Here is a 12825-nt window from a genome sequence, read left to right as displayed (position 1 = left end):
GTGGATAGATCGCCAGCTACTCTCCCTACTCCCCACGCACCACCTGGCGCACGCGCGCGTACTGGTCGAGCACCTCCCGCGCCGGAGCAACGCAATGCTTCTCCACCACCGCGCCCAGTTCCTTATTCACCGCGCGCTGGTAGGCCCGCGCCCTGGCAGCTGCGCTGCGGCGTCGTGCCCACCATCCCAGGGCGAAACCGCACAGCAACGCAACCACGGCGCCAACGGCCGCCGCCCACCACGGCGCCACCGCCGCGACGCCCGCACCAACGCACGCCGCGGCAAGCAGCACCCCGGCGAGCACGCCACCCAGCAGGGCCCCGCGCCCGCCACCACGCACCGGAACGGCGCGCAAAGCCCCACCAATGGCGCGGCGCAGGGAAGCGGCATCGCTCACCCGCTCGTCCACACGGCGCGCCCACAAACGGGGCAGGCCGCTGGTCGCGTGCGCGAGCCAGGCTTCCCGGTGCGCATCCACCACCGTGGCGGCGGGCTGCTCGGGCGGCGCCACGGCGCGGGCATGCCAGCCCACCCCGGCAATCGCCTCGGCCACCGCCGGCACGCCGGATGCCACCGACAGCCCGCGCGCGATCTCCTCCGCTTTCTCCGCCTCCAAAGCCACCGGCGCAGCCTCAAGGCCCTCCCCCAGGCGCGCCCCGATCTCGTCAAGATACGCAGCGGTGGTCTCCAGCGCGGCATTCGTGAGCCCGGCTGCCTTCTCCAGGGCGTCGCGCAGCGGCTCCAGCCCGCGCCGTCGCAGCGCCGAGACCGGGAAAATCGGGACGCTATCGGCAATACCGTCCGCGCGTAGCAGCTTGCGGATATCCGCGGTGATGGCCTCCGTGCCGCCCTCCGGGAGGGTATCGATCTGGTTGAGGACCACGATCATACGATCGGCGCGTTCGCGCATCGCCGCGATATAGGAATCGTGGATGAGGTGATCGGCGTATTTTTGCGGGTCGAGCACCCACACCAGCACGTCCACGAGCGGCAAAATCCGATTGACGAGCGCCGAATTGCCCAGGCTCACCGAATCGTGATCGGGCAGGTCAAGGAGCACCAGGGAATCAAGATCACGCTTGGAGGTATTGAGCAGCGAATTATGGGAAATGGTGCGCTCCGTTTTCACGCCGAGGGCCGCCAGCACGGGGCGGGCCGCCGCGGACCACACGCAAGCCGTGATATCCATGGTGGTGGGCCGCACGTCCCCCGCGTCGGCGAAATTGAGCTCGGTGAGCGCGTTGAACAGCGTGGACTTCCCCGAACCGGTGCCGCCCGCGAGCGCCGCCACCGTCAGGCCGAGCCCCGCCTCCAGGCGCCCGGAAATCTCCTCCAGTTCCCTTTCGGCCCGCTGCAGCACATACGGATCGAATAGATCTTTTCCTTGAGCGACGACGCCGCGCAGCTGCTCCAAGCGCGCGGTCACGGTGGCTGTGTCCATGAGCTTCTTCCCTTCCTCCACTAGAACCTGTCTTTGAATTCGACGGCGCGCAGCCGGAGCGTGCGCCCCGAGCCGAGCTCCACATCGCCGAGATGGCTGAGGAATACCTCCGTGACTTCGGTGAGGGCACCGTCGAGGAGCCGGGCGAGTTCTTCGCGGGCCTGGCGTACCGCCCCGCCCCGGTAGAGTCCTTCGGCCAGGGGGCGCGCCCCGTTCACTCCCCCGGCGGCTGCCCCGAGCACCGCGGCCATCCCGGCGGTGCCGAACCAGCGGTTGGGCGGGGCGGCGGTGGCGGCGCCCTTGAGGTAGCTCATCCAGGCGGAGAAGGCGCGGAAACGGATGGCATCCAGGTCGAGGGCGGTGCGGGCCTGTGCCGCGAGTTCGCGGGTGTCAATGACCCCGCCGGCCCAGGCGGTGAGAATCGCCTCGCTCACTTCGCTGAGCTGTTGAGTGAGGGTAACGTCCGCGGCGGTGCGGACCGCTTCGAATACGGTGGTCATGGCGGCGTCGCGGGCCCCGCTGCGCCCGCGCGCGCCCAGGCCGGGGGCGGCGGCCGGGTTGATGCCGGCCAGCGGCCCGCCACTCGAAGCGGCGGAAAGCCAGGCGGTGGTGGGAGCCCCGGCCCCGAAGCGGCCGCTGAGGGCGGCCTTGCGCAGGGCCTCGCGCGGGGCGGTGGCGGATTGCTCCACCACGGAGCGCAGGTGCTCCACGGCTTCCGCCTGCATTTCCACCGCGGCGGCGATATGTTCCAGGCGTTCGCCCATATGCGGGAACATGGCGGCATCCGCGCGGGTGATGAGCGCCTGGCCGAAGCCGGTTTCAGACATGGATTCGAGCCACTGGCGCAGCTCGGCCACGCTGGCGGGGGGAAGGAGCCCGGCGGTGGGGCCGCCGTTATCGGCCACGATGAGAAGCGGGGAGTCGCCCAGCCCGGAGCTTTCCATACGGCGCGCCAGGTCCGCGCGCACCGTAGGCGTGGCGCTGGCCGGAACCCGGTTGAGTACCACCGCGGTGGTCACCCCGCGCCCGTGGGCATCGGTGAGCACCGACCAGGCGGTGGCATCCCCGTAGCGGGACGCCGTGGTCACAAAAATCCACAGGTCGGCGCTATTGAGGAGGGTGCGAGCCAGGGCGCGGTTATCGGCGTCCACGGAATCAAGATCGGGGGCGTCTACCAGCACCAGCCCGGGGATTGCCCCGGTGCTTTCGCGTACCTCCGCCAAAGTGGTGAGCACGTGGCCGTCCAGGAGCGGTGCGTCATCCGGGTGCACGGCGATGACCGGGGTGCGGGTGGTGGGGCGCAGCACCGAGGCGGCGGAGAGTTCTTCGCCGAAAAGCGAATTGAAGAGGGTGGATTTCCCGGCACCCGAGGAGCCGCCGAGCACCACCACCGCCGGGGTGGCTTCCCGTTCCATCCGCGGGAGCACCCGGTTTTTTAGCTGGGTGATGAGCTGGGTGCGCTCGGCTTCGATATCGCGCGAGCCGGGTAGTGCAAGGGGAAAGCGCGCTTTATCGAGCGCGTCGATAGTGCGAGCGATGAGACGAGGAACATCACGATATTGAGCCACCCCTCTATTGTTCACTATTTTGACGCGGGCGCGTAGTTTTAACCGCGCCGCCGATTCGGGTACATTAAGAGCGCCGCTTCTGCGCAAGGTGTTAGTTCTTTCCGCATCGTGATAGCTCATTGCGTATTGTGAAAGTTCGTTACATATTGTGCCGAGCGCGCGCCAGGCCCCCGTAGCTCAGTGGATAGAGCACCGGACTTCTAATCCGTTGGTCGAAGGTTCGAATCCTTTCGGGGGCGCTCATGGATTGAGCCGCTCCGTAGCGGAGTTACGGCCTGCCAGCTGGCGGCGTCGTCGTACCATCCCTTCCCCACGCGGACCGCACGCGCCCGCCCGCGCGCGTGTGCTTAGAATGGAGGGGTGAGTTACCACGATCTAAACGATCCGATTGTCTGGATCGATTGCGAAATGACAGGCTTGGATCCGCGTGTTGATGAGCTGGTGGAGATTTCCGTTGTTGTGACGGACGGTGACCTCCAGCCGGTGGACGCGGGCATCGATATTATTATTAAGCCCTCCGATGCGGCGGTCGCGCAGATGAACGATTTTGTGCGCGATATGCATACCTCGTCCGGCCTCATTAATGAATGGGAGGCCGGGGTGAGCGTGGCCGAGGCGCAGAGCCAGGTGCTCGCTTATCTCAAGGAGCGGGTGCCGGAAGGTAAGGCGCCGCTGGGCGGTAATTCGGTGGGTACCGATAAGACGTTCCTCATCGAATACATGCCTGAGCTGGTCGATTACCTCCACTATCGCATTATTGACGTCTCCTCCATTAAGGAGTTGACGAAGCGCTGGTACCCGAAGGCGTATTTTGTGTCGCCGGAGAAGTTCGGGCACCACCGGGCGCTCGGTGATATTTACGATTCCATTGATGAGCTGCGCTATTACCGCGCGGTGCTCTTCCCGGAAAGCGTGGAGACCGAGGCCGCCCAGCAGGCTGCCCGCAGCGTGGAAGGCGAAACGAAGCGGTTGGCTTCAAGCGGTGCGGGCGATGCCGGCGAAACCGGCACCACACCAGCCGAAACCGCGGCCGGCGAAACTGCCAGCACCGCCGGCACCACCGAATAATTACGCGTCCACGCCTTCCCCGATGAAGCCGCCAATGGCGCGCAGCTCGGGCAGGTGCGGATTCCGGCACGAATGCGCCGGGCACAGATCGAACCACGGGCCCATCTCGGTGAGGTGGGCCCGCTGCGCGCGCGGGCGCCCCTCCAGGCGCTCCTCCACCAGGTCAGCCAGCCCGGCCACGAAAGCCGGATGCTCTTCCGGGGTGGAAACCCGCGCGAACGCCAGGCCGCATTGCTGCGCCGTGGCCCGCGCCTCATTATCGAGGTCCCACAGCACTTCCATATGCTCGGATACAAAACCGATAGGAACGACGACGACGGCCCGCCGCCCGCGCCCCGGCAGCGTTTCGATAACATCATTAATATCCGGTTCCAGCCACGGAATATGCGGCGGGCCAGAGCGCGACTGGAAGACCATCTGCCAGCTCAGTCGAGCCCCCACCTGCTCCTCCACCGCGGCGCGGATAGCATCGCGCACCGCCTCGTGCTGGCGCAGGTAGAGCCCGCCACCCAGTTCGGGCGGGCCGGAGAGCTCATTGGCGCGGTTGGGAATGGAATGGGTGGTGAAGAGGACTTCGATCTCTTCAGCCGCGAAACCGCGCTCCTGCATTTGGGTGTAGGCAGCCGCCAGGCCATCAATAAAGGGCACCACGAAACCGGGATGATCGAAGAATTCCCGCAGTTTATCCACCCGCATATCCTCGGGGATCTGCGCGTATTCAAGCGCGTCCGCGAAATCCTCCCGGTATTGGCGGCAGGAGGAATATCCCGAATACGCCGAGGTGGGCACCGCCAGCAGGGTGCGGTGGCCATCCTCGTACGCCTCGCGCACCACTTCCCAAATATAGGGTTCCCAATTGCGGTTGCCCCAGTAGACGGGAATATTGTGGCCGCGCCGGGCAAGCTCACTTTCCAAGCGGGCACGCAGCGCCGCGTTTTGCCCGTTGATCGGCGAGCTGCCCCCGTTGAGGCGGTAGTGCACCGCCACTTCTTCGAGGCGGTCATCGGGGATGCCGCGCCCGGCCGTGACGTTGCGCAGGAAGGGCAGCACGTCCTCCTGGCCGTTGGGCCCGCCGAAAGAGGCGAGCACGATGGCATCGTAGGCGGTCGGTTCGCTCACCCAGTGCTCCCCGCGCGCGGCAGCGTGCTGCACCGCGGGGCTTCCCGCAAGAATATGCTCGCCCGGGGCGCGGGTGATGCGCGTGGCACGCGGAGCTTTCCGTTCGGCCACCAGGGCGGCGCTGGTCTGTTGGCTTTGGTAGTCCATGAATCTCCTGTGTAAGCGCTGCTTATCCGTGAACATTGCTTATTGCGCGAGCGCTGTTTACTCGGTGACGGTACGTCACCGATCCTTATCAGTAAACACTGCTTATCCGTGAACGTCGTTTACGGCGTAAACACCGTTTAGGCTTCGTAGCGCAGAATCTTGGCGAGCTCGCTGGTTTCGCACCGCCGCCCGAAGAAGAAGGGCGTTTCGTGCTTCATCCAGCGCCGCGCCTGGGTGTAACGCATGGCGCGCATGAGGTCCACAATCTGGGTGGGATCTTCGGCTTCGAAAGCGAGCATCCACTCGTAATTCGACATCCCGAAGCACGCCACCGTATTGGCGAGGATCCCCTCAAATTTCGAGGCCGCCATACCGTGTTCGCGCAGGTGCACGGCGCGTTCCTTGCCGTCCATGAGGTACCAATCGGCGTGCCGTACGAAGGGGTAGGTGCACAGCCAGGTGAGCGGCTTATCACCCACCAGGAAGGCCGGCGCGTGCATGCGGTTGAATTCCGCGGCCACGTGCACACCGGGAACCTGCCAGGTCACGTCGAGATTTTCAAAAAGCGGCGTGGTGCGCAGATCACGCATGAAATCCTGGAGCGGGGCGAGGTTCTTACCGTGCACCCACACCATGAGATCGGCATGCTCATGCAAATTGGACAGATCGTAGAAGCCACGCAGGGTAACGTCCGGATGCGCGGCAATAACTTCATCAATGCGCGCCGTGGCATTCGAAAGATCCGCGGGGGCCGGGCTGCCGGCCGGGCGATGAACAACTGTGTAAATCGTGTATTCGGTATCAGGATGGTGGTCGCCGCCGGAGACGCTCCAGTTCGGTTCCACATCTGCGGGTCGTTGAGTCATGTTCCCCATCGTACTGTCTCCTAAGTCTTTCGTCACTTGACACGCGCAGAAAAACTGTATCAGATTTCGGAGACTGCCGATTTTCGCCCGGCCCGGCGCGGGTGGCTCCCCTTCAGTATCGCCGAGTTTCGATGCGGAAGACGATTATTTTGCGGGGCGCCGCACGCGTGGGTGTCGCCATCTTGGTACGACGACGCCGCACCGGGCCACTATCCCTCCGCCCGCGCCTCGTACTGGCGCACCCCGGAACTCACCCCGGCGAAGCGGAAGGGTGCGGTGGTCTGGGGCGGCGTCGAAAAATCAGCGGAATCGGTGCGCAGGGCCCCGTGTAGAACTCGGTAGGTGGGGAAATCGATGGGTTCGCGCGTGGCCAGCATCGCGGCTACGCCTTCCGCATCCGCCCCGGTTTCCCGCAGTCGCTCGCGGTAGCCGGCCGCCGGGATGCCGGTGAAGAATTCCGCCACCGCGCCCGAGCCGTAGGAGAAGAGCCCGATGGGGGTATCGGTCAGATCGGCCGGGTCGGTGCCGAGCAGGGAAAGAATGCCAATATACAGGGCTGCCGTATAGGAATTGCCGATCTGGCGCCCGTAGGCGAGGCCGCTTTCGATCACCTCATCGCCGCGCGGGTCGCCCGTATGGGCCATGAGGCGGGCATGGGCTTTGCGTGCCATTTTCCCGAAGGGCTGGTGGTGCACGAAACGAGCCAGCTGAGCTGCGGGGATGCCGCCCTGAGCGAGGTAATCATCGTAGGCACCGGTGAGGGCATCCATATAGGCGTCCATGGAGAGGTGGCCGTCCACCAGCGGGGTGCTGGAATCATTCGGGCGCCAGAAGTCGTTGATATCCGCGGTGTAAACGCCGCTCACCGCGGGGATATTCAGCAGGCGCGGCTCCGCGCTCACCAGGAAAGCCACGGCGCCGGCTCCCTGAGTGGGTTCCCCGGCCCCGCCCGCCGCATACCGGGCAATATCCGCGGCGATCACCAGCACTTTTTCTTTCGGGTGGCGCGCCACAATACCGAGGGCGCTCTGCAGCGCCGCGGTCCCCCCGTAGCAGGCTTCCTTCATTTCCACGGTGCGCACATGGCGCGGCAGCCCGAGGAGGGCATGCAGGAAAACCCCGGCGGATTTCGACTGATCCACCCCGGATTCGGTGGCGAAGATGACGGTGCGGATTCCCTCCGTGCCGGTGGCGGCCAGTAGGCGGGCCCCGGCCTGGGCCCCCAGGGTGACGGCGTCCTCATCGAGGGCCGGGATACTCATATGCTCCTGACCGAGCCCCACGTGATATTTACCCACGGGCACGTCCAGGGCTTCCGCCATATCCGCGAGCGGCAGGCAGTAATGCGAGGTGGCGCAGGCCAGCGCGTCAATGCCGATATTCACTTAGTCCTCCTCACCGGCGCGGGTGCCCCGCCGCGTTCAAATTTACGATGCGCATGCATGAGCTCACCCGGGTTGGTTTGCGCGGCCAGCAAGGATAGTTCCCCACACAGCACGGTGGCGGCAATCATGGCCGCCAGGCGCCGGGAATTTTCCCCGGCCGGTCGGCTGCGATCCGCCAGGTCCATGCGCTCCATCACCGCTTCGATCCCGGGCAGGTCCTTGCCATTGCCCACCGTCCCCACAATGAGATGCGGGAGAGTGCAGGATACATAAAGCCCGCCTTCGCGTTCTTCCACGTGGGTAAAACCCTGGGAGCCTTCCACAATATTCGCGGCATCCTGCCCGGTGGCCAGGTAGACCGCCAGCAGCATATTGGCATAGTGGGCATTTGCGGAACGCACCGCCCCGGCGAGCGTGGAACCCACCCAATTCTTGCGGTAATTCAGCTCAGCAATCCGGTGCGCATCACTGCGCAGCCGCTTGGCGATCACCTCATCCGGAATAAAAATATCGGCGATGGTGCGCCGCCCGCGCCCCAGAATCCCATTGACGGCGGAGGGTTTCTTATCAATGCAGTAATTGCCGGAAATGGAGCCGTAGTCCAGCTCTGGGCACACCGCCAATATCGCGCCCATGAGCGCTTCGGCGGCCTGGGTGGCCATATTGTGGCCCGAGGCATCCCCGGTGGAGAATTCGAAACGCACAAAAAGCAAATTCCCCACCACTTCGGGGTGGATATCCAGCAGGCGCGCGAAGCGCGACTGCCCGGCCACCACACGCTCCCACTCGGAGCGCCGCGCCGCGATTGCCGTGACGGCGCGGAGAGCCGCCGCGGCGTCGTCGGCAATAAAAAGCACGGAACGGGACATGCGCTCATCGGCCACGCACACGCAGATGCCGCCCTCCACCATGCGCGAGACGTCCGCGCCGCGGTTGCACGAAGGCCACAGCGGTGTTTCGTACGTGGCGAGCGGGACCTCCACGGCGCCGCTGAGGACGGGGCCGGAGATGTGAATGGGGCCCACCCATTTGGTGGGGATGGGCGTGTGCGAGTCCGGGGTGATTCTCGAGTCAGTCACGCCGCTCAGTCTACCGGCTCAAAAACGAATGTCTTGAGGAAAGCGCGGGCGCGCTCAGAGGCGGGGCTGGTGAAGAAACGCTCGGGGCTATCAATTTCCACGATTTTCCCGGCGTCCATGAAGACCACGCGGTCCGCGATCGCCCGCGCGAAATTCATTTCGTGGGTGACGAGCAGCATCGTCATCCCGCCGCCGGCCAGCTCGAGGACCACATCGAGCACCTCGCGCACCATCTCCGGATCCAGCGAGGCGGTGATTTCGTCCAGGAGCAGCACCTCCGGCTCCATCATGAGCGCGCGCACAATCGCCACCCGCTGCTTTTGCCCGCCGGAAAGCTGACTGGGGCGCGCATCGGCGCGGCTCGCCAGCCCGACGCGTTCCAGCAGCGCCAGGGCACGTTCGCGCGTGGGGCCGGCGGGCGCCTTGCGCACCACCCGCGGGGCGAGGAGCAGATTCTCGAGGACGGATAGGTGCGGGAACAGTTCGTAATTCTGGAAAACCATCCCGATGCGGGCACGCGCCGCGGTCCAGTCCGTGCCCGGTTCCGCGAGGTTCTGCTCGCCGTACGAAATGCTTCCGGATTGGATATCCTCCAGTCCGTTGATGGTGCGCAGTAGCGTAGATTTACCGCATCCAGATGGGCCGACGACGACGACAACTTCGGAAGGCGCCACCTCAAGCGAGACACCTTGGAGGGCATGCACGCCATTCGGGTAGGTTTTATCAACGTCGACTAAACGCAGCGTTTGTGCATGCCCGGCCGCGCCACGCACAGCGAGCGGGCTGGGGGCGGATGCGGCGCCTAAGGCGCTCGGGCTGGTGGTGGCGGCGCCTAGGGCGTGCGAGCCGGAGGCGAGTTCAGGGTCGAGGGGCTGGGAATATGCCGGGCTTGTCATAGTGCTAGTTTCCTTTCCAAGTAGCGTGAATATGCGGAAATCGCGTAGCAGACCACGAAGTAGATGAGGAAGACCGCGCCGTAGATCCACAGGGCGGCATCCGGGTAGTCGAAACGTTCCCGGTCGATATTCGACTGGGCAACCTTGAGGATTTCGATGACGCCGATGAGGGAGACAAGCGCCGTCGTTTTAATCATGCGGGTTGTGAGATTGACGGTGAGGGGGATGAGCTGGCGGATGGCCTGCGGAAGAATCACGTGGCGCTGGAGCTGGCGGGTGGAGAGCCCCAGCGCGCGTGCCGATTCGTATTGGTGGGCGGGTACGGCGGCAATGGCGCCGCGCACCAGGTCCCCCATCTCCGCCGTCCCCCACAGGGTGAAAACGATAATCGCGGCGAGCTCGCCGGACATATCGAGGTGGAAGGTGCGAGTGGAATCGAAGTAGACGATGAAGAGGAGCACCACCTGCGGGATGATGCGCAGCACCTCCACGTAGGCGCGGGTGAGGAAACGGACCAGGCGCGAGCGCACGTCCATGACCAGGCCCAAGAGTGTGCCACATACAAGGGAGAGCGCCATCGCGATGAGGGCGATGCGCACCGAGACCCACAGTCCTTGGAAGAGGAGGGAGAGGTTCTCCGGGTCGAGGAGCGGGCGCCAGCCTTCCCCGCCGCTCGTCGGAACGGCGGGCGCGGGTGCGGAGGTGAAGCGAGCGGGCAGGGAGGCGAGGGCGCCGTGCGTCGTCGTAAAATACGCGGATATGGAAGCGAGGGTGACGTTAGCGAACGGCAGCATAGCGGCGCATCCTCCCTTCCAGCCAGCGCGCCCCGAGGGCGATGGGGAGCAGAATAATCGTGTAGCACACCGTGAGGAGGAGCAGTGCTTCCTGCGTTGTGGATTGCAGACCCATATGTTCGCGGGCCAGGTACATGAGGTCCGGAACGGCAACGACGTACACCACCGAGGTTTCCTTGATGAGGAAAATAATATTCGCGGTGAGTGCCGGCATCGCCACGGCGACGGCCTGCGGGAGCAGGACCCGGGTGAGGGCCTGGCGGCGGGTGAGCCCGAGGGCGAGGGCGGATTCGTGCTGGATGCGCGGCACCGATTCCAAGCCGGAGCGGAAAGCTTCGGCCATATAGGAGCCGCCCAGGAACGTCAGCCCGATAATCGCGCAGGTTTCCCCGGTGAGGGTGAGGCCGATTTTCGGGAGGCCGAAATAGAGGAAGAAAAGCTGAACAAGGAGCGGGGTATTGCGCGAAAGCTCGATGTAGATGGCCACGAGCTGGCGCGCGATAGGCACCCGGAAATGCGCGAGCGCCGCGCACACCCAGCCGAGGAGGAGGGAGGCGGCCACGCCAATGGCGCCGATGCGGAGCGTGACGAGCATGGCCTGCAGGTACAGGGGCCACGCTTCGCTCAGTACTGATAGATCCATGGAGTCTCCTCGCGTGAGGTTCACTCTCCCCCGGCGCGGGCCACCCGGGCGGTTAGCTGAGGCCGGGCGGTTGTTGAGCCGATTCAGGCGGCTTTTCTTGGAGCCGGGCGATTTTGGGGCCGGACGATTTTTGGTGCCGGGCGGCCCGCGCGTGAGGGAGGAGGAACTTTTAGCGAGCCCCTCCCTCAATGACGAGTTCATCGGGAGAGATCGCGGTGCCGTAAACCGGGGCGAGGGTCTGCTCGAAGTCCTTGTGGAAGAAGTTTTCCTTGCCGAGATCCACGAGGTTGTTATTGATCCAGTCGCGCAGCTCAGTATTTCCCTGCTGTACGGCGGCAGCGATGGTGGATTCTTCCCCGAAGGAGGCAATTCCGGTCACGAAATCCTTGTTCTGTTCGGTGAAGGCGAGGGCTTCGGTGTTATCCGTAATCCACACATCCCCGCGCCCGTCGGTGAGGGCATTGGTGGCCTCGGTGTACTGCTCGTACTTGGTTACCTTCCATTCCGGGTGGTTGGCGGTAATCCACGCATCCTGGCTGGTGCCCTTGACGATAATAATATTTTTATTCGCGAGCTCCGCTTCCGAACGCACCGGCTCCTTCGCGCTGGAAACGGCACCGAAGGAGACCTTCATGTAGGGGTTGGCGAAGTCTACCTGCGCGGCGCGTTCCGGAGTCACTGTGAAGTTCGCGAGGATAACATCGACTTTCCCGGACTTGAGGAATTCCACGCGCGAGGAGGCATCCACCGGGACCCACTCGACTTTGACGCCCAGGTCTTTACCGAGGCGGTCACCGTAAACGATGTCGTAGCCTTCGTAGGTGTTTTTCCCGACCAGCGAGCCAAAAGGTGCCTTGTCCGCGAAGGTGCCGATGCGAATCGAGCCGGCTTCTTTGATCTGTTCAGGGGTGCGGGCCCCCACGGTGGCGCTCGCCGCGCCGGTCCCGGAATCGGCGGCGGTGCCGGTGGCGGAGTCACCCGAGCCGGATAGATCCGGGCTGGAGCACCCGGTAAGGGCCATGGTGAACGCTGCCAGGGCGGACAGCCCGCCCAGGACGCGACGACGAATACGTGAGGTTTGTGCAATTGCCACGGTTCTTCCTTACTTGGTGTTGGGGTGACCGTGGATAATGCGGGATTTTGGGAACGAGACGCAAGGCCGTGCCACCGCGGACATCGCATTATCCACACTTGTGCTATTCCCGGGAATTGAGCGCCGGGGTACCGCTTGTCCGCGCTGGCTTATCCGAAAATGCCCGGTCTTCAGTAGGAGGGCATCTAATTATTCGGGTTCCGCTGGCGAACTAGCGACAGCAACACATGCAACACATGGGGCACATGCAGGTACGCACGCAGGCACCGCGCATCGCGGTGTGCATCTGAGTGGTCCTGTTCGCCATGGGGATTACGTTAGGCGCTCATCGCGCAGAAATCCAGTTGAGGAAAGAACCATCTCTGTGGGACATCTCATAAGGTGGTGTGGGAGTGGGGTTATGAGGGCTGGTCAGGTGCGACTGCGGTGCGGCGTTGTTCTACACAGACACAACGCTCAGACGCGGCAACCTCACGTACCCCAACAATCACAGGAGCCCCTGCGGGAGACGGCATGTTTTTCACAGATGTATTTCACGTGTCGTACGAGCGCAGTACAGTTCCGGGAAAATACCGCAGGAAACGAGTGGCGCAGCGCTATCCACTACGGACGAGTCAAAGAGAAGATGATACGACGGCCCTCAAATTACCTGTTGATCTGAACGGATCAGTCGCAATCCTTATCCGCAGATCTCGACCTTTACTACTTTTTACATCTTATACATCT

11 protein-coding genes and 1 tRNA gene are annotated in these 12825 nt (G+C 64.2%); 2 read left to right on the top strand and 10 right to left on the bottom strand.

Features of this window, described 5'->3' with window-relative positions; genetic code table 11:
* Positions 1-25: 25 nt before the first annotated feature.
* Together CYJ17_RS05045 and CYJ17_RS05040 are read right to left on the bottom strand one after the other, a co-directional pair.
* On the bottom strand, positions 26-1441 hold the full coding sequence (locus tag CYJ17_RS05045) for a GTP-binding protein (protein WP_145989733.1): 1416 nt from the start codon (positions 1439-1441) through the stop codon (positions 26-28).
* 20 nt (positions 1442-1461) lie between these two features.
* Entirely contained in the window at positions 1462-3009 is a 1548-nt protein-coding gene (locus CYJ17_RS05040; protein ID WP_180948634.1) for a GTPase, read from the bottom strand.
* A 166-nt stretch (positions 3010-3175) separates the two neighbouring features.
* On the opposite strand from CYJ17_RS05040, the gene CYJ17_RS05035 reads away from it, so the two are divergent.
* Together CYJ17_RS05035 and orn are read left to right on the top strand one after the other, a co-directional pair.
* A tRNA-Arg gene (locus CYJ17_RS05035) sits at positions 3176-3248 on the top strand.
* A gap of 121 nt (positions 3249-3369) precedes the next feature.
* On the top strand, positions 3370-4077 hold the full coding sequence (gene orn / locus CYJ17_RS05030) for an oligoribonuclease (RefSeq protein ID WP_257959927.1): 708 nt from the start codon (positions 3370-3372) through the stop codon (positions 4075-4077).
* Here the strand turns inward: orn and CYJ17_RS05025 are convergent, their stop codons facing one another.
* The 8 genes from CYJ17_RS05025 to CYJ17_RS04990 all read right to left on the bottom strand — a co-directional run bounded on the left by CYJ17_RS05025 (position 4078) and on the right by CYJ17_RS04990 (position 12099).
* Entirely contained in the window at positions 4078-5343 is a 1266-nt protein-coding gene (locus tag CYJ17_RS05025) for a ferrochelatase (RefSeq protein ID WP_087071062.1), read from the bottom strand. It lies immediately after the preceding gene.
* A gap of 137 nt (positions 5344-5480) precedes the next feature.
* Complete coding sequence (gene hemQ / locus CYJ17_RS05020; RefSeq protein WP_234984528.1) at positions 5481-6209, bottom strand: hydrogen peroxide-dependent heme synthase; 729 nt, start codon at positions 6207-6209, stop codon at positions 5481-5483.
* A 209-nt stretch (positions 6210-6418) separates the two neighbouring features.
* On the bottom strand, positions 6419-7594 hold the full coding sequence (locus tag CYJ17_RS05015; protein WP_087071064.1) for a hydroxymethylglutaryl-CoA synthase: 1176 nt from the start codon (positions 7592-7594) through the stop codon (positions 6419-6421).
* Positions 7591-8673, bottom strand: a complete 1083-nt coding sequence (locus tag CYJ17_RS05010; RefSeq protein ID WP_087071065.1) for a hydroxymethylglutaryl-CoA reductase — start codon at positions 8671-8673, stop codon at positions 7591-7593. Before CYJ17_RS05010 ends, CYJ17_RS05015 begins: the two co-directional genes overlap by 4 nt.
* A gap of 5 nt (positions 8674-8678) precedes the next feature.
* On the bottom strand, positions 8679-9569 hold the full coding sequence (locus tag CYJ17_RS05005) for an amino acid ABC transporter ATP-binding protein (protein WP_234984529.1): 891 nt from the start codon (positions 9567-9569) through the stop codon (positions 8679-8681).
* Positions 9566-10363 (bottom strand): amino acid ABC transporter permease, encoded by a 798-nt coding sequence (locus tag CYJ17_RS05000; RefSeq protein WP_101595193.1) that lies wholly within the window; start codon positions 10361-10363, stop codon positions 9566-9568. The genes CYJ17_RS05005 and CYJ17_RS05000 overlap by 4 nt, the downstream gene beginning before the upstream one ends.
* Positions 10347-11006, bottom strand: a complete 660-nt coding sequence (locus tag CYJ17_RS04995; protein WP_087071066.1) for an amino acid ABC transporter permease — start codon at positions 11004-11006, stop codon at positions 10347-10349. The genes CYJ17_RS05000 and CYJ17_RS04995 overlap by 17 nt, the downstream gene beginning before the upstream one ends.
* Before the next feature lie 169 nt (positions 11007-11175).
* Positions 11176-12099 (bottom strand): transporter substrate-binding domain-containing protein, encoded by a 924-nt coding sequence (locus CYJ17_RS04990; RefSeq protein WP_087071067.1) that lies wholly within the window; start codon positions 12097-12099, stop codon positions 11176-11178.
* Positions 12100-12825 lie beyond the last annotated feature (726 nt).

This window comes from Actinotignum timonense, from assembly GCF_002860685.3.
Lineage (GTDB): Bacteria > Actinomycetota > Actinomycetes > Actinomycetales > Actinomycetaceae > Actinotignum > Actinotignum timonense.
Note: the sequence above shows the minus strand (reverse complement) of the source record. Positions and strands in the feature narration are given on the sequence as shown.